Here is a 19,755-nt window from a genome sequence, read left to right on the forward strand (position 1 = left end):
CCTTAAACACTCGGCAATTTAGGCAGCCAAAATACCAACGCCAATAGCGTGGCTAATAATACCGGCGGCGTTATCAGCAGTCCGACCTTCATATATTGCCCCCAGCTGATTTTATAATCCTTTTCAGCCAATACGTGTAACCACAATAGCGTCGCCAAACTACCAATAGGCGTGAATTTTGGTCCCAAGTCATTGCCAATGACATTGGCATAAATCATCAACTCTCGAGTAGCAGCGGGCACTTGGGCGCTATCAATCGCCAGCGCTCCTATTAGCGTCGACGGCATATTATTCATCACAGACGCTACGATGGCGGATAAAAACCCCGTGCCGACCGTCGCAACGAGCGCGCCTTGTTGACCTAGCCAATTAAGTATTCGTGCGCCATAGGCGGTAAGTCCTGCATTGCCCAAACCATAAACCACTAAATACATACCGATTGAAAATAATACAATTTGCCACGGTGCTTTTTTAAGAATATTGACGATAGAAAACTTAGCATCACGCCCGCCTTGCCACCAGCGTCCAGCTATGGCCATTAGGATAAGCGCCGCGACACTAGTCACCACTGAGATAACCAGCCCGAGCGATTCAGTCGCGAAATACGCCACTAATAATAATACTAATAGTGGAAAAGCCGCCCGAAATACCAGCGGATCTTTGATAGCCGATTGAGGTGCGCTAAGATTTGCCGTTGAGTAGTGCCTCGGAATGTACCGCGCATAAGCAAGCCACAATACCGATAGCGTCGCTAGGACAGAGACGATATTTACCGGTACCATCACCGCCGCGTAGCGACCAAAACCAATATCAAAATAATTAGCGCTGACGATATTGACCAGATTAGAAGTCACCAACGGCAAGCTTGCGGTATCGGCGATAAAGCCAGTGGCAATAATAAAAGCTAAAGCAGATTTGGGGGCAAAATCAAGGCGCAGCAGAATAGCAATCACAATCGGTGTCAGTAATAATGCCGCGCCGTCATTGGCAAAGAAGGCGGAGATAAACGCCCCTAATAGTACAATCATCGGAAATAGCAAACGCCCGCGCCCATTACCAAGCCGAGCAACGTGTAACGCCGCCCAGCCAAAAAATCCCGCTTCATCTAAAATAAGGGAGATGATAATCAGGGCGACAAAGGTAAAAGTGGCGTCCCAAACAATATCCCAGACAATACCAACGTCAGACCATTGCACCACACCAAATACTAAAGCAACCAAAGCGCCGCCCATCGCACTCCAACCAATGCCAAGCCCTTTCGGCTGCCAGATGACTAAGATCAGAGTTACGATAAAAATAGCGAATGCGAGCATGAAGTAACCTTAATGGGGCAATTGAAGCAATGAAATATTAATAAGGGCAATAATAAAACAAAGAAGTTAGAGCGATTTTTGATTGACGCGTTGGGAGACTTCTGCAACGCTTTCGACCCGTTCTGAATAGCGATCGGTCAGATACGCCGAGCGCCCACGGGTAAGCCAGGTAAATTTGACCAACTCTTCGCAAACATCGACCACTCGCAAATATAATGGTGACATTTTCATGCGGTCATTATCGTCAAATTCCAAAAACGCTTTGGGGATAGAAGATTGATTGGGGATGGTAATCATGCGCATCCAGCGCCCAAGAATACGTAATTGATTGACGGTATTAAAACTTTGGCTGCCGCCACTGACTTGCATGATAGCCAGCGTTTTACCTTGGGTCGGACGTACGCCGCCGAGCGCCAACGGAATCCAGTCAATTTGCGCCTTCATAATACTGGTGATACTACCATGGCGTTCTGGACTGACCCACAACATACCCTCTGACCACTGTGCCAGCTCGCGTAACTCTTGTACCTTTGGGTGGTCGCTATCGGCGTCATCTGGCAGTGGCAAACCTGATGGGTTAAACATGCGCACCTCGCAGCCGTACCAACGCAATAGACGACTTGCTTCCTCAGCGGCCAATCTAGAAAATGAACGCGCACGCAGGGAGCCATATAACACCAATATTCTTGGCGCATGGCGTGGGTCATCTTTACCGACCAAAGACTCAATATCAATGGCTTGTATTTGATCAAAATCAACATTGGGTAAATCGTTATTAAGTGAATCAGCAGCGGGTGAATCAGTAGCGCCAATATTACTAGTACTTTTACTAGCAATATTGTCTGTCACTAAGGCTTTAGTTTCTTTATTCTGTAACATGCTTCACCACTTCCCCATTCTCTTTTGTGAAACTATTGACCGGATTTTGCAGTAATTCAAACACTTTTTCAGACGGTCGGCACAGCGCCGCGCCTTTATCGGTAACAACAATAGGACGATTGATTAAAATAGGGTGCGCTATCATGGCATCAATCAGTTGCGCGTCCGTCAATGCTGGATTGTCTAAACCAAGCTCGGTATAAATACTCTCTTTACTGCGTAAAAGCTCGCGCGGGGTACTCTGCATCAATGCCAACAGCTCAACCAAGTACTCACGAGATGGCGGTGTTTTTAGGTATTCCACCACATCTGGCGTCTCACCTGAGGCCTGCATAATGGCAAGGGTATTACGAGAAGTGCCACATTTTGGATTATGAAAAATCATTGGCGTCATAAGGTTTTCCTCTTTACGTTAAAGGGATTAGATTTAGTATGTCTTGATATGACCAAACCGCCATGCAATTAAAACAACGTATAATTAATAGATAAATAAGCACTTGATTGAATAAACCCTAAACTACAGCATTTTTACCTAAACATAATAAATTTAAAACTATGGCAAAAAAACTACTCATTATAACGCGAGTTGGATTGGTCGTTATCGGTGCCGTTATCATGGTTGATTGTGCCGTGTTAATGACGGTTGGCAAAATTAACTTTGGTACTGTCGTGCCGTTTTTATTGGGCAGCGCATTTGTCGCCCATGGGATATTTTGGCATGCCATCCGCAAGTTTACTAGGCAAAACCCATTTCGCAATCGTCTTTGGTACACGCTATGGCTGCTATTTTTTATTTGGCTGATAAGCTTTGGGTTATTTATTTTCTCATTGCAGCAGCAAATTAAAAAGAGCTCGCAGCCTGTATCGGAGGTCGCGGCGATTATTGTATTAGGGTCAGGTACTATCGCCGGTAAGCCAACACCGACGCTTGCTCAGCGTTTAGATACGGCGGCACCGCTGATTAAAGCACAGCCCGAGGCATTAGCGTTGACCAGTGGTGGCATTGGTATGGGGCAGACACATAGCGAAGCCAGTATTATGGCGCGCTATTTACATGAGAAGCATGGCATTGCTCTTGAGCACATTTTGCAAGAAGGTAATAGCACTAGTACCGCCGAAAACTTAATTTATAGCCAAGTCATTTTGGCAGCAAAAGAAGTGCCTATCACGGCGCCTATTGCCATTGTGACCAGTGATTTTCATACCATTCGTGTGGCTGCCATTGCCAAGCATCAAGGCTATCAGCGACCTATTTTGCTCGCCAGCCCGACGCCGCTATCGATTCGCTACAATGCTTGGTTTCGTGAGTATTTTGCCTTCGTTAGTGGTTGGCTGTTTGGTGAGTATTAATGATAAAGGCCATCAATAAGGCAACTCGGCCAATAATTTAGTCCTGCAATATAACTAAGAACGACTATAGCCTTCATAAATATAATAACAACGGATTCCGCTATGCTCGTCGATATTTTATTAACCATTCACTTTATATTATTGGTGCTGATATCCTTGCGCGTCCTTGCGCGCCATGACTTAACGGCGCCGGCGCGTTTGGCTTGGTTGGTGATTTTATTTCTCTTGCCTTATTTTGGCGTCCTAGTTTATTGGATGTTCGGTGAGGTACATTTAGGACGCAACTTCACACGCGAACGTCAGAAAATTATCGATAAATTACATCGCCATCGCCCAGAGGTACTTGGTAGCAATGTGGCGTTATTACATGCCGTTAAACCTGAGTACCGCGCAGCCTTTGCTTATTCAGCAAAAGCCACTGGCTTTCAGACGACAGTTGGCAATCGCGCTAAGCTAATGGCAGATGCCAATGAGACGCGCAAACGTATGATTGACGACTTTGATGCGGCAACCAACCATATCCACGTGCTGTATTATATTTGGCTGGTCGATGGCATGGGTACGGCTACCGCAGAAGCGCTGATTCGGGCAGCAAAGCGCGGCGTCACCTGCCGAGCGATGGTCGATGGCATGGGCTCGCGCAAAATGGTCAGCTCAAAGTTATGGCAAGAAATGAAAGACGCGGGTGTGCAGCTCAGTGTGGCGCTACCATTAACCAATATCATAAAGGTTATGCTCTTTAGCCGTATTGACTTGCGCAATCACCGCAAAATTACCGTGATTGATGGCAAAATCGGCTATTTTGGTAGCCGTAACTGCGCCGACCCTGAGTTTCGCGTAAAGCCCAAATACGCCCCTTGGGTCGATATTATGCTGCGTATCGAAGGGCCCATCGTTGCGCAAAATCAGATGCTATTTGCCAGTGATTGGCTAACTGAAAACCCTGATACGCCGCTCGACAGCTTTCCGTATAGCACCGATTTACAGCCAAACCTGCCGCTCAATGATTTTGCTGCGCAAGTTTTCTCTGATGGACCGACCCAGCGTCATGGTAACACCCCGCAGTTTTTGGGTGCTTTAATTAGCCAAGCCCAGCATACCCTGATAATTTCTACCCCTTATTTCGTGCCTGATTATTCGCTGGTCAGTATCCTATGTGCGACCGCCTATCGCGGGGTTGAAGTAACGATGATTTTTCCGAAAAAAAATGACTCCTTTATCGTTGCTGCGACCAGTCATAGCTACTATTGGGAATTGCTTGAGGCTGGCGTAAAAATCTACGAGTATAGGCCGGGGCTGCTACACGCCAAAACCCTGACCGTCGATGGTGAAATCAGCTTGATTGGCTCAACCAATTTGGATTTACGCAGTTTTCATTTGAATTATGAAAACAATATCGTCTTTAGTGATAACAAACTGACCGCCGATATTATGGAGCGCCAATATCAGTATATCGCTGATTCTGATGAAGTAACGCTTGAAGAGGTTAACAACTGGCCGTTGCCGTATCGGATTTGGAATAATGTCGTCGCCACCATGGGACCGATTTTATAAGTGGACCTTTAGCCTATTGCCGCCTATTAATGAGCGGGCATTTTTTGCAAAATATAGATAACAAACTTAGCTTCTGTCGCAAAAGGTTGTGCTGCCACCTCTGCTAGTAGCGTCTGCCTTTTTTCGCTGCGCGCCCGATAGGCATAAGGGGTCATGGTCATTAAATCTGCCAATGCCTCTGCCGCTAAACTGAGCTTACTACTGACATGATGAGTCTCTAACAACTGAAAATAAGGCGCTAATTCGTCCAAAAACTTATCAGAATCATGCTCGCGGACGTCATCAAATAACGCCTCACGCATCGTCGCCAAATGCCCAACATCGGGCTTGGCAATGATCATATAGCCCTCATCGCTTAACACTTCATTAAATGCTTCTGGCAAAATCGGACTAAAAATACTGCTAATACCATCGATACTATGCGCGCGTAGCGGCAAATGCGCCGCGCTAGTCACCAGCGGATAAATAGCTGCTGCATAAGTCCCATCTTCCTTAGCCTCCTTAGCCTCTTGGTACCAAAGACGACCTAAAGCCTTACTGGTTCTCGCCAGCTCTACAACAGCAGGTTTACTGATATCGGCAGCGATAAGCACATCCATACCCGTTTGCGCCATTGCCTGCGTGTAATAGCCCTCTCCGCAGCCAATATCTAGCCAATTAATGGGTTTATTTTTTTGCTTAAGACTGGCTTTTTTTGCCATCAATAACGTTGTCATCTTTTGGCAAATTAGGTCATTTAGTGGCTGATAGTGTCCGGCATTTAAAAACCGTTTGCGCGCCTCAATAGATTGCTGACTGTCGCCCGGTGCTTTGGATTTTTTTTGTTGCACCGGTAATAGATTGACATAACCCTGACGCGCCACATCAAATGGATGAGCGGTTTGCTTAGGATTCAAGCTGCCATCACAGCGCCACGTATCAGCAGCTGGATGCAGAGGTGATTGACAAAGGGGACAAATAAATAAGCTCACAAGTATCTCAACGTTAGCGCAATATGGCTGCCATTTTAACAAAGTTCCGGCTAAGTAAGGGATAAATGCCGCAACAAAAAGAAGTTCGCATAAGACCTAAAAAAGCCATCTTAACTTTTAAGATGGCTTTTGATTTGAAAATTTTTTGATTTAAACCTGTTTGACAACTTAACGCAGTTTTAAGGTCATTAAGCCAAGAATCACAAGGATAATGGCAATAATCCAAAATCGTGCCACCACTTGGGTTTCTTTCCAACCAATCTCTTCAAAGTGATGATGCAGTGGCGCCATGCGAAAGACGCGTTTTTTACGCAGCTTATACGAGCCAACTTGTAGCATCACCGACAAGGCTTCGGCGACAAATAAACCGCCCATAATGGCAAAGGCAATCTCTTGACGGGTCATAACCGCAATCGTACCGAGCATCGCGCCCAATGCCAGCGCCCCAACATCACCCATAAATACTTGCGCTGGATGAGCGTTAAACCATAAAAAACCTAACCCTGCGCCAATCATCGCGCCGCAAACAATAATCACTTCTGAGTTATAAGCAATATAAGGCACATGTAAATAATCAGCAAAGCGTACGTCGCCTGAGACATAAGCCATGGCGCCTAAACCTGCCGCCACCAAGACCACGGGCAAAATCGCCAAACCATCTAAGCCATCGGTTAAGTTAACGGCGTTTGAGGCACCATTAATCACAAAATAGGTAAAGATAATAAAGCCAATCCCAAACGGGACGGCCGAAAAAGGAATCATCCAATCTTTGAAAATCGGTAACAGCAAGTCCTGCATCTCACGCGTGGTCGCTATATCTGGCTGCAAGGTAGCAATGTAATATAAAGAAACCCCGACGAATAACGCGCCCATCGACAGCCAAAAGTATTTTTTACGCGCGATCAGACCTTTGGGATCTTTATATTTGATTTTAAGCCAATCATCCGCCCAGCCAACCGCGCCAAAGATAATCATCACGATGAGCAAAATCCACACATACGGATTGTTTAATCGCGCCCACAGTAACGTCGATACGCCAATTGCGCTCAAAATTAGCACCCCACCCATGGTTGGCGTACCGGTTTTGACCAAATGCGACTGCGGACCATCGTTACGAATCGCCTGACCGTATTTCAATGCACGCAGGCGATTGATGACGCGACTGCCAAACACCATACTGAACGCCAGCGCAGTAATAACCGCCAACAACGCCCGTAGCGTCAACGAAGAAACCGCAGAAAACGGCGTATAATACTGACCAAGCCAGCCAAACAACCAAACTAACACCGCCTACTCCTCGACTAGCGCATTGATAAGGGTTTCCATCTGCATGGAACGTGAGCCTTTAAACAGCACCGTACAAGGCTGCGCCTGCTGTGCCTGTAAATAAGACTGCAAATAGGACAGTAAGCTGTCTTTATCAGCAAAGGCATGGGCATTGATAGCAGAAATCTCTTGCGCGCCCGCCACCGTATATGGCGCATATTGACCAACGCACAGCAGCACATTGATGCCAGTGGTCGCAATGGTACGACCTAAGCTTTGGTGCTCACTGATCGCCGCCTCTCCTAGCTCGCCGATATCGCCAAGTACCATCACCTGCGTACCCGTTTGCGCCGCCAGCACTTTAGCAGCTGCGCGCACCGAATGCGGATTGGCGTTATACGTATCATCAATCAAGCGATGCATACCAAGGAGCTGACTATTCAAACGCCCTTTTGCAGGACGGGCGTTTTCAAGCCCGACGACGATATCGCTAATATCGATATTTAGCGCATGGGCACAAGCAGCAGCCGCCAACGCATTATTGACATTATGCTCGCCTGCTAAAGGCAAATTAATATCATGGACTTGGCTACCAATATGCAGCTTAAACTCACTGCGCTCAGGCTCAACATCTAAATGACTGGCACTGACATCGGTATTGCCAAAGCCTATAACGTTTGGGGTATGCTTTTCAGCGATACGGCGTAATTGATTGGTAAAATCATCTTTATCAGGAACTATGGCAAATTGGTTATCATGTAAGGTATGGTAAATTTCAGCTTTGGTTTGGCAAATGCCTTCGCGGCTGCCAAATTCTCCCAAATGTGCGGTACCAATATTTAAGATACACGCAACATCAGGCTGCACAATCTCAGTGGTATAAGCAATTTCACCGATATGGTTGGCGCCCAGCTCCAAAATAGCATAGCGATGATGATCGGATAATTCGAGTAGCATCATTGGCACGCCCAAATCATTATTTAGGTTGCCACGGGTAATCAGCGTTGGCGCCAAGCGTCCAAAGATACTACCGAGCATCTCTTTACAGGTGGTTTTGCCGCTCGAGCCCGTAATGGCAATGACGGTCAAATCTTTGTGCTGCTGCCGTCGATAGGCCGCCAATTGACCGAGCGCCAAACGCGTATCATTGACAACCAATTGCGCAATATCAGCAGCAATCGGACGTGAAACGATAGCCGCAACCGCACCTTTTTCTATAGCAATATCCAGATAATCATGTCCGTCAAAATTATCACCCGTCAAGGCTAAAAAGATATCACCGGTTTTTATAGTACGCGTATCGGTAGCGATACGTGTACTGCTAATGGGTTTGTTTGCGTTATTGTTTGGCTCTATAGGTACTGCCCCAAATTGCCAATGGCCACCCACTACTTTGGTTGCCGCAAGCAGATTGTCTGCTTGCCAAACATACAGCCCTTGCGACTGAATGCTGTTATCGTTGTCGGCTGTCATAATGATTACCTTATATATGATGACTACTTATCTTTGATATTTTTCAGCGTACGTTTTTTAAAACGTACAAAAAATGAATGGCAGGCGCTATTACTTCGCTATAAATACTATAAGCGTCCGGCTTGCTTAAGGGCATGTCGCAAAATAACGCTGTCGTCAAAATCATAACGCACGTGGTTAATCTCTTGATAGGTTTCATGACCTTTGCCCGCGATAACAACGATATCAGCAGGCGCTGCTTGCTTGACCGCATATTCGATGGCGGTTTTGCGCGCAGGCTCGATATGGGTACGCTGATACTGCTCGTTGGTCATGCCCGCTTGCATATCTTGCAAGATTAAATTTGGGTCTTCGGTACGCGGATTGTCCGCCGTCAATACCACTTTATCGGCGCCCGCCAATCCAGCCTGCGCCATTAATGGACGTTTGCCGCCATCACGATCACCGCCGCAACCAAATACTGCCCACAGCTGACCTTTACAATGGGTTTTTAGACTGGCAAGTACTTGGCTTAATGCATCGGGCGTATGGGCATAATCGACGATAAAACAGCCATCATTGGAGGGCACACGCTGCATGCGCCCTACCGCCCCTTGCAGTTGCGGGATAACATCAGCAATACGCTCAAGGTTAATTCCTAAAGCCATAACAGTGGCGATAGCAGCCAGTAAATTGGCAACGTTAAAATGCCCGAGTAATGGGCTAATGATATTAATGCTCTTGGTTTCTTTATTTTTAAAATCCGTACACAGCGCAATCTCAACTCCTTGCAAGCTTGGCTTGATATCAGCGGCAACAAAGGTTGCAGATTTTGCTGGGTCTAAACTATAGCTCCAAACGGTCAAACCACTGGCATGCGCCGTATCAAGCATAATCTGGGCATGCTCGTCATCGATATTGATAATGGCGTGGGTTAACTCGGGGAAACGCGCTTTATCAAACAGCTTGGCTTTTGCCGCCGCATACTCTGCCATATCAGCATGATAATCGAGGTGGTCACGGCTCAAATTGGTATAAATCGCCACCGACACTGGCATACCTTGTAAACGCTGCTGATCGAGACCGTGCGAGCTTGCTTCTAAGGCCAATAATTGCGCCTTCTCCAAACCCATTTGATATAAAAACTGCTGCACCGCTAAGGCATCGCCGGTGGTATGGCTGGCTTGCACCAACGCGCCGAGTCTACCATTACCTGCTGTTCCCATCACCGCGCTACTCATACCCGTCAGCTGCGTCAACTGCGCCACCAATTGGCTGATGGTGGTTTTGCCATTGGTACCAGTCACCGCAACGACCGTCGGTAAGGTCACAGGCTGCTGATGCTGTAAGCGCGCTTGAATCAAGTCACCTAAAAAATCACGAATATGGGGTACGTATACTACTGGACAAGGCAGTGCTGCTAATTGCTGCTGCGCTTTAGAGCGATCACTATCGTTTGTGAAGGAAATATTGGCGTGTGGCGGCACATTAGCGGTAGACAGCAAAGCGATTGGATCAATTTCCGACAGGATAAACGCCGCCTGCTCAGCGGCTTGATATAAGTAGTCGCGACTTTTTTGGCAATTTGGTGTCTGACTTTTTAATAATATAAAGACATCGTTTGCTGCTAACTGACGGCTGTCTAAGCAGAATTGCTCAAAGGGAATATGAGCAATCGAAGTTTTTGCTTTCGGTAGTTGACTGCTAGATGCGCTTACCAGCGTTGTTAATGCTTGCGTTAAGCTATGGCTTTGCCTATCTCTATCGTTGCTACTGGTTTCAATCAGCTGTTGTAAGGTGACTGCGGCGTTGCTTTTTGGCGAGGTAGACAGAGACATTGGCAAATCCTAAACGGTTAAAACGCATCAAATAGTTAACAGCTGAAACATGGAGCTTAGTCATGGAAATTAGTCATGAAACTTAACCATGGAACTTACTTTTTAGCTACGGCTCTTCGGTTTTTAATGGCTTATCTAACGGCACATTATATAAACGCAGCGCCTCTTTCATGACGTTATGAAAGACAGGCGCTACCGTTAAGCCAGCATAAATCTGACCGCGTGGGTCTTCGATAAGCATCACCCCGACCAGCTTAGGATTGGACGCGGGCGCCATACCGGCAAAAACGTTACGGTACTGGTCGCTATAGTAGCCGCCTTTTGGGTTGATACGGCGTGAGGTACCTGTTTTACCCGCCACACGATAGCCATCAATAGCCGCGGCTTTGGCGGTACCGCCCGGCTCGGTGACACTTTCTAGCATCTGTACGATAGACATAGCTTGTTCGTGCGCCATGATACGTTTGCTGGGCTGTTTTTTGTCGTCTTTAATTAAGGTTAATGGATGCATCACCCCGCCAGCGGCAAGCGCCGAATACGCTTGTGCGACCTGCGCTAAGGTCACTTGTAGACCATAACCATAACTGACCGTTGCTCGTCTTGACGTTTCTTTTTCTTTTGGCGTGACCACAAGTCCACTGCCCTCACCGGGGAATTGCAGCGGAGTTTTTGCCCCGAAGCCAAACTGTCTTTGCATATTGGTAATGGCATCAGGCGGCAAGGATAACGCAATCTTGGTTGAGGCGACGTTACTAGATTTTTGTAGCAATGTCGCAAGCGTAATGCGTCCCAAGTTATTGTGGTCACGAATGGTATAACCACGCACACGAATAGAGCCTGGATTGGTATCAATCAATGAGGTCGTCGTGTATTTACCGGAATCCAATGCGGCTGCCACGGTAAATGGCTTCATGACCGAACCCGGCTCAAAGACGTCGAGCAACGCACGGTTACGCTGGTTTTCACCCGTCATCTCGTTCAGATTATTAGAGTTAAAGGATGGCCACGTCGATAGCGCTAGCACTTCGCCCGTTTGCACATCAACAATCATACCGGTCGACCAGCGCGCTTTTTGCAGGCGACCGGCTTTTTCAAGCTCTTTATAAAGCAAGTACTGTAAGCGCGAATCAATCGTTAAGGCGACATCTTTACCCGGTATTTCTGGCTCGACTTGCTTGATTTCTTTTAAGCTGTTTTGCTTGGCGTCTTTTAATACCAGCACCTTACCGTCTTCACCCGCCAGCGCCGTTTCATACTGACGCTCAATACCAGCACGGCCTTCATAACCGCCTTCAGGATCATTGGCGTTCTGCCCCATAAAACCTAATAGCTGCGAGTTTGGTTGCGGCTGCGGATAATAGCGCTGAAAGAAGTTTTTCTCATAGACACCCGGGAAATCGAGCGAGCTGACGCTTTGGGCAATCTCAGGCGTGACTTTATTAAGGAGTGGCAGATAATGTGAACCTGCGCCCGATGGCAACGCCGCCTTCACCGCTTCTTCATCGGTGACGTCAATACTGTCATCGATAGCTGTGACTTTTTTCAGCTCAGTAACTGAGATATTGGCCGCTGCTGCAAGCGTGGTTAAATCCATATTATCTAAACGCTTTTGCATACGCGCGACAAGCTGCGGACTTTCAGGATTGGTCAATATAATACGTTTCAGCTCATAATATTCGCGCGCATAATCGTGCGGGCTAAACGACACGGTCGCAAGCGGCGCACTGACGGCTAAAGGCAAATCATTACGATCGGTAATCATGCCGCGATAGGATTTTTGCGTACGCACGCTGGTAATCAGCTCATTGCCTTTATCTTGATAAAACTGCGCATTGGCGACTTGTAAATAATAAGCACGGCCAATTAATAAGCCTAAAATGACTAACGATATTGCCCAAATCGTGCGAAAGCGGTTTTTGTCTAGCTCAACACCGCCGCGCGACGATGCCCCAGAGGCTTTACCCAAAAAGGCTCTTTTGCTTTTTTGGGTTTTTACACTGGTATAAGCGCCCTGCTCTTCGTTCTTTTTTAGGCGGCTAAATAGCTTAGCTTTGCGGTTATCGGCCGCTTTATTGTCAGCTTTGCCGCTTGTTTGTCCAGATTTGGCAACACTGGCACGGCGTAGCGGCTTAGTGACTTTGCCGCTGGCGGATTTTTTGCTGTTATTTTTGGCCGCTTTATCGTTTTTGGCAGTGGGCTTTTTATCAGTCATCGTCCTGCCTCCGCAGCGTTAGCATCTGCCTCAAAAAAATCTGTTTCATTGGCAGCGGCAGCATCTGTGCCATCGTCCTCGAGCACTGGCGCGACGGCAACTGCCGCACCCGGCTGAATAATCAGCTTATCTTTAAGGGTTGGCGAAAACATACCCAATTCAGCAACGGCGCGACTGGCAATTTGCGGGGTCGCACTAAAGGTTTGCTGTTCAATCAATAGACGTTGGTGCTCAACTTGTAGCTTACGCTCTTGTTTTTTCATGTCTTGCAAGGTTTTATAATCCTGATGATATTGCTGCACGCCCTCTGCCGTCTTGATGCCGCTCCAGATAATAGCCGCCGCCAGTAACACTAATATGACCACGTATATACTGACTACGTTAAATCGGCGCACGAATAATTCGCCAACATCAGTATTAGGAGGCATTGCGGCGCGGCGGTTTACAGGTTTGTCAGATATTGCCATGACGATCTCAAAAAAGTGAACTTCAAAATAAAAAAAGCGCTAAGATTTGCGAGTGAACACACCCTCATGAGCCATCAGCACCATCAATAAAAATAACTACCAATAAAATCAATAAACACATAACCAAGCAAAAAGTAACTGCTGAGCCTAGCAGAGAATGTTTACAGCTTTTTAACAGCCGCGTAATCATTAAAACATTCAGTCATATTTTACCCACATAACTGAATAGCAAGTTTTAAGACTTAGCTTAAGAATTATCATCTGCTTTATAATCCGTATCGCTACGAGTCGCCATGCGCAGCCACGCACTACGCGCGCGCGGATTATTGCTTATCTCAGCCTGACTGGGGCCAACACGTTTTGGTTTACTAAAATAACGCGGACGCTTGGGCGGCATCGGCAAGTTTTCATCTTCTGGATACTGACCTTTGCTATGGCGCTGCAAAAATTGCTTGATACGGCGATCTTCCAACGAGTGAAAACTAATCACCGCCAGCTGTCCGCCCGACTTTAAAATCGGAATACTTTGTGCTAAAAAGTCGTCGACATCACCAAGCTCATTATTGATAAAAATGCGCATGGCCTGAAAGCTTTGAGTCGCTGGGTGCTTACCGCGCTGCCAATTTGGATGCGCTGCTTTGATCACTTCTGCCAGCGCAAGCGTCGACTCATAACTGTCCATCTGCTTAATCGCACGAGCAATACGGCGGCTATGACGCTCTTCGCCAAACTCATAAAGCACATTGGCCAAGGTTTCATCATCGACCATCTCGAGCCACTCGGCAACCGACTGTCCGCGACTGGTGTCCATGCGCATATCGACCGCACCATCGCGCATAAAACTAAAACCACGGCTACCGTCATCAATCTGCGGCGAGGAAATACCCAAATCCGCCATTAAGCCGTCCACTTTTGTGATACCCATTGCCGCTAGGCTATCGGTCAAGGTTGCAAAGCTATCATGCACCACTTTGACGCGGCTATCAGACTTTGCTAATTCTTGCGCAACGCTAATGGCTGTTGGGTCTTTATCAAACACAATCAAGGTTGCATCATCGGCAAGCTGGCTTAATAGCAGGCGGCTATGCCCGCCGCGCCCAAAAGTTGCATCCACATAAATGCCACTTTTTTGTAAGCTATTCTGACGGCTGTCATCTGTTTGTTTGGGCAGCGATTTGACACCCAACACCGCCGCCACCGTTTCTTGTAGTAGCACGGCGTCATGAACAAAATTTAATTCATCAGCACCTGCTTGCTCTATGACGGGCTCTTGAGCAGAATCGTTTTCAACAATAGACGAATTGACTTCTGACTCAGAACTATCAATGACTGAAGAAGGGGTTTCTTTAGAATTTAACGTGTTTTTTGACTTTGGATTCGATATGGACACAAACGACTCAGTAGATGATGACCTTTTTGGCCAGTAATAGTAAAAAATAAGATGAAAATAAACAAGTTATGACTCACCTAGCATTATTATCGCAAGGATATACGGCGAGTCAAGCGCTAGAGAGGCTTTTCGTTAAAAATATCTCAGCTCTCTGTTATACTAGGGCTATATTTTACGCTATTTTTCTACTGTGACGGCGACTGTTTCACCCGTATTTTTTATACAATCTCCTTATTCGCCTTGAGCTTTAACTTTTCTCACCATTTTATTCATTCACTAGCATATTCTGAGATTTTTATGACCCAAACATCATCCCAAGCCAACCTTGATAGCAAGCGTCCTATTCGTACGCGTATTGCGCCCTCACCGACTGGTTTTCCGCATGTCGGCACCGCTTATATCGCCCTATTTAATTTAGCCTTTGCCAAAGCCCACGGCGGCGAGTTTATTTTACGTATTGAAGATACCGATCAAACGCGCTCAACCGAGCAATCTGAACAAATGATTTTGGATGCGCTGCGTTGGGTCGGTCTTGACTGGGCAGAAGGTCCAGATATCGGCGGTCCGCACGCACCGTATCGTCAAAGCGAGCGTAGTGATATTTATAAAAAACATGCCGAGCAGCTGATAGCAAGCGATCATGCGTTTCGCTGTTTTTGTACCCCTGAAGAGCTTGATACCATGCGCGCTGAGCAAATGGCCAATGGCGAAACGCCGCGCTATGACGGTCGCTGCGCACATTTAGCACCAGAGAAAACCGCGCAATTAGTCGCTGAATGCAAACCGCACGTTATTCGTATGCGCGTGCCAACCGAAGGCGTCTGCCAAATACATGACATGCTACGCGGTACGGTTGAGATTCCATGGACGCAAGTCGATATGCAAGTGCTGCTAAAAACTGACGGTATGCCAACCTATCATTTGGCCAACGTCGTCGACGACCATTTGATGGAAATCAGTCATGTTATGCGCGGTGAAGAATGGCTCAACTCTGCACCGAAGCATCAGCTGCTTTATGAGTATTTTGGTTGGGAGATGCCCGTTCTTTGTCATATGCCATTATTGCGTAACCCTGATAAATCAAAGCTGTCAAAACGTAAAAACCCAACCTCTATTACCTACTATCGTGATGCCGGCGTGTTACCAGAAGCGCTGCTCAACTACCTTGGCCGTATGGGCTACTCAATGCCTGACGAAGCGGAAAAGTTCACCTTGGATGAGATGATTGCCAGCTTTGATATTCAGCGTGTGTCGCTTGGCGGTCCTATTTTCGATATCGAAAAACTCAACTGGCTAAATGCGGAATGGCTACGTGCGCTTAGCCCTGAAGAGCTTAAAAACAAAATCCTCGACTGGGCAAGTGACAGCGATAAACTAACCGCGATTGCCGCCGCAATTCAACCACGTATTGAACTGCTGTCTGATGCGGTTAACTGGGGCGGCTTTTATTTTCAAAACCTGCCTGCTATCACCGCTGAAAGCTTTACCCATAAGTCGCTGACGCCTGAACAAATTACCGAGATGCTACAACTGGCGCTTTGGCAGCTAGAAACCTTGCCGACGTGGACGGAAGAAAATATTTATGCCACGCTAAAAGGCCTTGCTGCTCATCTTGATATTAAAATGCGTGACTTTATGGCGCCGTTCTTTATCGCTATCGCTGGTAGCACCTCATCGACGCCAGTCATGAACTCTATGGCGATTATCGGCGCTGATATGACCCTGACCCGTTTACGCCATGCGGTTGATGTACTGGGTGGCCTTGGCAAAAAGAAACTGAAAAAACTTGAGAAACAAGCGGCAGAGTTGCCAGACTTCTTGGCGGCTGAATAGTTTGGCTGCTAAATAACCTTGTACTGGTTAATTAAGAGTAGAATGGATAATTAATAAAAAAGGGTCAGGCTAATACTGACCCTTTTTTTATATTAATCTCCGTACTTAAATGCCCATAATTAGCCATTTAAATACTTTTACTAACTTTTTTTGCAAATTTATGCATTATTTTTAAAATAGCGGTTGACAAGACTGCTGGTCTTACCTAAAATACGCACACTCTTAGCGAGGGGCTATAGCTCAGTTGGTAGAGCACTTGCATGGCATGCAAGGGGTCAACGGTTCGACTCCGTTTAGCTCCACCATACTATTTATCGCAACGTTCAGTTTACTGAAACCTGAATAAATACTCGCTAGTAGGACGATATCAGCACCTAGGCAAGGCTTGCTCTATTAATAGATAAGCACTCTGATATTGTGAAGTACCGTTGTAATGCTATTGTAAAATAGTGGTTATGACACTCTATGCGTCCCCATCGTCTAGAGGCCTAGGACACCGCCCTTTCACGGCGGTAACGGGGGTTCGAATCCCCCTGGGGACGCCACTATTCGGCGTCACTTATTAGCACTTTTGCTTAGTACCTTTAAGTATTAGATTAGACTAATAAGCGCACAATAAAAAAGCCCAGTCATCATATGGTGACTGGGCTTTTTTTGTCTGTATTTTTTGTCGCCTATTTTAAAAAATCATTACGAGACAAATATTAATTGCTTAATTCTTTCTTACTTACACTTACATTTCGTTGATTTTGTCACTTATTTTAACATTCTAATACACATTCCTCATGCTTTTCTACTTAACAGTATTATTAATAAGTCTTTCTATTCCTTATGCTTATATTATGTTCACAACCTTTAATTGATGGCAAAAAACAATAAACGATAAATATCAATCAATGGTTGTGAATTTAAGTACGTGTACAACTGCTCTAAGCATAGAGTGAAAACTATAAATACCCATACAAAATTAGGAAATTTTAAAAAAGGAATGGTTATGTTAACTACTTATACTCCTCAAAGACGCCCCTCCTGGCGCGGTGTACTTGCCGGTTTGGTCATGGGATTGATTATCGTGATGGCAATGGTTGCCTTGGCTTTAGTGCTAAGCTCATTTTTACCGTTTGATTTAAAAGGTACCAGTATCGCGGGCGGTATATATGCGGTTATTACCGCTTTGATCAGTGCTTTTGTAGCAGGTCACTTTGCAATTAAATTCTCAGCGCCAGAAGCATTATTTGGTGATGGTACCGATGTAGATCCAAGAGATGCTACCTTAACGGGTATGCTAACCGCCGCTTTGATTGTACTGTTTACTACTTTTTTTACATTAAGTAGCGCAACTGGGATTTTAACCACAGCTGGTAATGCGGTAGGTTCTACCGTTGGTACGGTCGCTAAAACGGCTGCCACAACAGCGACCGTCGGTGCAGCCGCTGCTGGTCAAGCCGCACAAAACGACGGCGTACAGCAAAAAGCGCAGGAGATTTATCAGCGCGTTTCAGGAGATATCAGTGAAGAAGATATCCAAGCAATGGTAGCAAAAAATACGCAAAACTTAAGCGAACAGCAAGTCGCAGCAACCAGTCGTGTGGTTAAAGATTTGGTCAATGGTACTAAGACACAAGTAGCCAATATGGACTTTACCGATATCGACACGTGGCGCAATATTGATGACTATGCAAAACAGCGTATGGCAGCAATCGAGCAGACCTTAAAAGGTCCTGAGCTCATCACCCGTTTGCAACAAGAAGGTCTAACAGAAGCGCAAGCTATCGAAGTTCGTACCGAGGTTCAGCAGTCATTTAACGAATATAAAATAAAAACTGAGCAAAATATCGCTGAAGCAAAAGCAGCCGCTGAACAAAAATTACAACAAGCGGAAGAGGTTGCTCGTAAAGCAGCTTTATATAGTGGTCTATTTTGGTTAATCAGCACTATCTTAACTTTTATCGCTGCTATTATGGGCGCAAGAAGTGCAGCAGCCAACCATCGTTTAGACAAGCCTATCGTTACTCTTGGTGATAACGTTCGCTAAAAGGCCAAATGAACTAAAATAAGTAAGGAACAATATACTTATTAAACTTTGTCAAAAAGCCCAGTCACACTATATCGTGATTGGGCTTTTTTTCGCCTAGCGTTTTTTATTGGCAACACGTTTTATTGATACCATTTTTTATTAATAGCACTTTAAGTCTGAAAGAATAGAACTTGAAAAACTAGACATTTCGCCGCGCACAAGCCTATACTAAGAGCCTCTCCTATTATCTAAAAGGCACGTTGGCGATGTTCGGTATTGAGAATTACCTAGGGTTTTTCATGGCAGCCATCTTGTTAAACCTGATCCCTGGCAGCGATAGCATGTATATCGTTACCCGCAGTATTTCACAGGGGCAAACGGCGGGTTTTTATTCCGTGCTCGGTATTATCTCAGGGATTTTAGTGCATACGTTATTGGCGGCGCTGGGCTTATCCGTCTTATTGGCCAACTCCCCTACTGCATTTATGGTCGTTAAATATATTGGTGCCAGCTACCTATGCTATTTAGGCCTAAAGATGCTGCTAACGAAACCAGATGCTTTAATGGCCGATAATTTATCCAGCCATGATCATCCTACTCGTACTAGTTTTTTAGATTATGGACAAATCTATAAACAGGGCGTGCTTACCAATACCTTTAATCCAAAAGTCGCATTATTCTTTTTGGCGTTCTTCCCGCAATTTATCAATCCTAATTATGCCAATAGCATGGTGTCGTTCATCATTTTAGGATTGACCTTTGCCGTCACTGGTTTTATATGGTGTTTATGTTTGGCATTACTGGCGTCAAAATTCAGTGAAAAGCTGCGAGAGAATCCAACTATCGAATCTATTTTAAATAAAATTAGTGGTGTGGTGTTTATTGGCTTGGGGATTAAACTGTTGACTGAGAAGGGTTAAAGGTTATACCAAACCCAAGATATATAGTATAATCCACTTATGACTATACCAATACATAACCTAGAAGACCATGACTTTGGCAAACACTCAAAGACTGAGCGCAATCCCAGAGCCCGACTACGCCTGCTCATCTTATACCAATATAGTATAGGCAAAGCCACTAATGATATTGCCAAAGACCTCTGCATACATCCTGAAACTGCCAGACGGACATTGAAGCGATATTATGAACGAGGACTTGAAAGTCTCTACGATCGTCATCGTCGAGGTCGTCACAGCAAATTGGCAGAACC

Annotated in this window: 16 protein-coding genes and 2 tRNA genes; 8 read left to right on the plus strand and 10 right to left on the minus strand. The window is 45.9% G+C overall.

Annotated features, from left to right (window positions below):
- Window positions 1-2: 2 nt before the first annotated feature.
- The 3 genes from A7325_RS02385 to arsC all read right to left on the minus strand — a co-directional run bounded on the left by A7325_RS02385 (window position 3) and on the right by arsC (window position 2,586).
- Window positions 3-1,313, minus strand: a complete 1,311-nt coding sequence (locus A7325_RS02385; RefSeq protein WP_068404292.1) for an arsenic transporter — start codon at window positions 1,311-1,313, stop codon at window positions 3-5.
- 66 nt (window positions 1,314-1,379) lie between these two features.
- The gene (gene arsH / locus A7325_RS02390; RefSeq protein ID WP_068404318.1) at window positions 1,380-2,126 is read right to left on the minus strand and encodes an arsenical resistance protein ArsH; all 747 of its coding nucleotides are present in this window, start codon (window positions 2,124-2,126) and stop codon (window positions 1,380-1,382) included.
- A 52-nt stretch (window positions 2,127-2,178) separates the two neighbouring features.
- Window positions 2,179-2,586 carry an arsenate reductase (glutaredoxin) gene (gene arsC / locus A7325_RS02395; protein ID WP_068404294.1) on the minus strand — a complete coding sequence of 136 codons (408 nt, stop codon included), beginning with the start codon at window positions 2,584-2,586 and terminating at the stop codon, window positions 2,179-2,181.
- Between the two features lie 161 nt (window positions 2,587-2,747).
- Here arsC and A7325_RS02400 point away from each other — a divergent pair, with 161 nt between their 5' ends.
- Window positions 2,748-3,542, plus strand: coding sequence for a YdcF family protein (locus tag A7325_RS02400; RefSeq protein ID WP_068404296.1), 795 nt, complete (start codon window positions 2,748-2,750; stop codon window positions 3,540-3,542).
- A 102-nt stretch (window positions 3,543-3,644) separates the two neighbouring features.
- Window positions 3,645-5,096, plus strand: coding sequence for a cardiolipin synthase (gene cls, locus A7325_RS02405; protein WP_068404298.1), 1,452 nt, complete (start codon window positions 3,645-3,647; stop codon window positions 5,094-5,096).
- A 26-nt stretch (window positions 5,097-5,122) separates the two neighbouring features.
- On the opposite strand, the gene A7325_RS02410 is transcribed toward cls, so the two are convergent.
- The 7 genes from A7325_RS02410 to rsmH form a co-directional block, all read right to left on the minus strand.
- Window positions 5,123-6,067: a putative RNA methyltransferase gene (locus tag A7325_RS02410; RefSeq protein ID WP_068404320.1), complete on the minus strand. Its 945-nt coding sequence runs from the start codon at window positions 6,065-6,067 to the stop codon at window positions 5,123-5,125.
- Window positions 6,068-6,235: 168 nt separating this feature from the next.
- The gene (gene mraY, locus A7325_RS02415) at window positions 6,236-7,354 is read right to left on the minus strand and encodes a phospho-N-acetylmuramoyl-pentapeptide-transferase (RefSeq protein ID WP_068404301.1); all 1,119 of its coding nucleotides are present in this window, start codon (window positions 7,352-7,354) and stop codon (window positions 6,236-6,238) included.
- A 3-nt stretch (window positions 7,355-7,357) separates the two neighbouring features.
- Complete coding sequence (locus A7325_RS02420) at window positions 7,358-8,806, minus strand: UDP-N-acetylmuramoyl-tripeptide--D-alanyl-D-alanine ligase (RefSeq protein WP_068404303.1); 1,449 nt, start codon at window positions 8,804-8,806, stop codon at window positions 7,358-7,360.
- Window positions 8,807-8,913: 107 nt separating this feature from the next.
- Window positions 8,914-10,623 (minus strand): UDP-N-acetylmuramoyl-L-alanyl-D-glutamate--2,6-diaminopimelate ligase, encoded by a 1,710-nt coding sequence (locus A7325_RS02425; RefSeq protein WP_068404305.1) that lies wholly within the window; start codon window positions 10,621-10,623, stop codon window positions 8,914-8,916.
- 106 nt (window positions 10,624-10,729) lie between these two features.
- Window positions 10,730-12,835 (minus strand): peptidoglycan D,D-transpeptidase FtsI family protein, encoded by a 2,106-nt coding sequence (locus tag A7325_RS02430; RefSeq protein WP_068404307.1) that lies wholly within the window; start codon window positions 12,833-12,835, stop codon window positions 10,730-10,732.
- Window positions 12,832-13,302 (minus strand): cell division protein FtsL, encoded by a 471-nt coding sequence (locus tag A7325_RS02435; RefSeq protein ID WP_068404308.1) that lies wholly within the window; start codon window positions 13,300-13,302, stop codon window positions 12,832-12,834. Before A7325_RS02435 ends, A7325_RS02430 begins: the two co-directional genes overlap by 4 nt.
- A gap of 247 nt (window positions 13,303-13,549) precedes the next feature.
- On the minus strand, window positions 13,550-14,563 hold the full coding sequence (gene rsmH / locus A7325_RS02440; RefSeq protein WP_227514924.1) for a 16S rRNA (cytosine(1402)-N(4))-methyltransferase RsmH: 1,014 nt from the start codon (window positions 14,561-14,563) through the stop codon (window positions 13,550-13,552).
- A 426-nt stretch (window positions 14,564-14,989) separates the two neighbouring features.
- Between rsmH and gltX the strand changes: the two genes are divergently transcribed.
- From gltX to A7325_RS13365, 6 genes are all read left to right on the plus strand, one after another.
- Window positions 14,990-16,525 carry a glutamate--tRNA ligase gene (gene gltX / locus A7325_RS02445; protein ID WP_068404310.1) on the plus strand — a complete coding sequence of 512 codons (1,536 nt, stop codon included), beginning with the start codon at window positions 14,990-14,992 and terminating at the stop codon, window positions 16,523-16,525.
- 229 nt (window positions 16,526-16,754) lie between these two features.
- Window positions 16,755-16,830 (plus strand) — tRNA-Ala (locus A7325_RS02450).
- A 164-nt stretch (window positions 16,831-16,994) separates the two neighbouring features.
- Window positions 16,995-17,070 (plus strand) — tRNA-Glu (locus A7325_RS02455).
- A 449-nt stretch (window positions 17,071-17,519) separates the two neighbouring features.
- Window positions 17,520-18,560, plus strand: a complete 1,041-nt coding sequence (locus tag A7325_RS02460) for a hypothetical protein (protein ID WP_068404312.1) — start codon at window positions 17,520-17,522, stop codon at window positions 18,558-18,560.
- Window positions 18,561-18,808: 248 nt separating this feature from the next.
- Window positions 18,809-19,462 carry a LysE family translocator gene (locus tag A7325_RS02465; protein ID WP_068404314.1) on the plus strand — a complete coding sequence of 218 codons (654 nt, stop codon included), beginning with the start codon at window positions 18,809-18,811 and terminating at the stop codon, window positions 19,460-19,462.
- A 39-nt stretch (window positions 19,463-19,501) separates the two neighbouring features.
- The coding region (locus tag A7325_RS13365; protein WP_156508484.1) for a helix-turn-helix domain-containing protein at window positions 19,502-19,755 on the plus strand (254 nt) is incomplete at its 3' end.

The sequence above is a fragment of the Psychrobacter sp. SHUES1 genome (genome assembly GCF_001652315.1).
GTDB classification, from domain to species: domain Bacteria; phylum Pseudomonadota; class Gammaproteobacteria; order Pseudomonadales; family Moraxellaceae; genus Psychrobacter; species Psychrobacter faecalis.

Coding starts and splice junctions, on each gene's coding strand:
- A7325_RS02385 (WP_068404292.1), bottom strand. CDS start 1,313: ATGCTCGCATTCGCTATTTTTATCGTAACTCTGATCTTAGTCATCTGG.
- arsC (WP_068404294.1), bottom strand. CDS start 2,586: ATGACGCCAATGATTTTTCATAATCCAAAATGTGGCACTTCTCGTAAT.
- A7325_RS02400 (WP_068404296.1), top strand. CDS start 2,748: ATGGCAAAAAAACTACTCATTATAACGCGAGTTGGATTGGTCGTTATC.
- cls (WP_068404298.1), top strand. CDS start 3,645: ATGCTCGTCGATATTTTATTAACCATTCACTTTATATTATTGGTGCTG.
- A7325_RS02420 (WP_068404303.1), bottom strand. CDS start 8,806: ATGACAGCCGACAACGATAACAGCATTCAGTCGCAAGGGCTGTATGTT.
- A7325_RS02425 (WP_068404305.1), bottom strand. CDS start 10,623: ATGTCTCTGTCTACCTCGCCAAAAAGCAACGCCGCAGTCACCTTACAA.
- A7325_RS02430 (WP_068404307.1), bottom strand. CDS start 12,835: ATGACTGATAAAAAGCCCACTGCCAAAAACGATAAAGCGGCCAAAAAT.
- A7325_RS02435 (WP_068404308.1), bottom strand. CDS start 13,302: ATGGCAATATCTGACAAACCTGTAAACCGCCGCGCCGCAATGCCTCCT.
- gltX (WP_068404310.1), top strand. CDS start 14,990: ATGACCCAAACATCATCCCAAGCCAACCTTGATAGCAAGCGTCCTATT.
- A7325_RS02460 (WP_068404312.1), top strand. CDS start 17,520: ATGTTAACTACTTATACTCCTCAAAGACGCCCCTCCTGGCGCGGTGTA.
- A7325_RS02465 (WP_068404314.1), top strand. CDS start 18,809: ATGTTCGGTATTGAGAATTACCTAGGGTTTTTCATGGCAGCCATCTTG.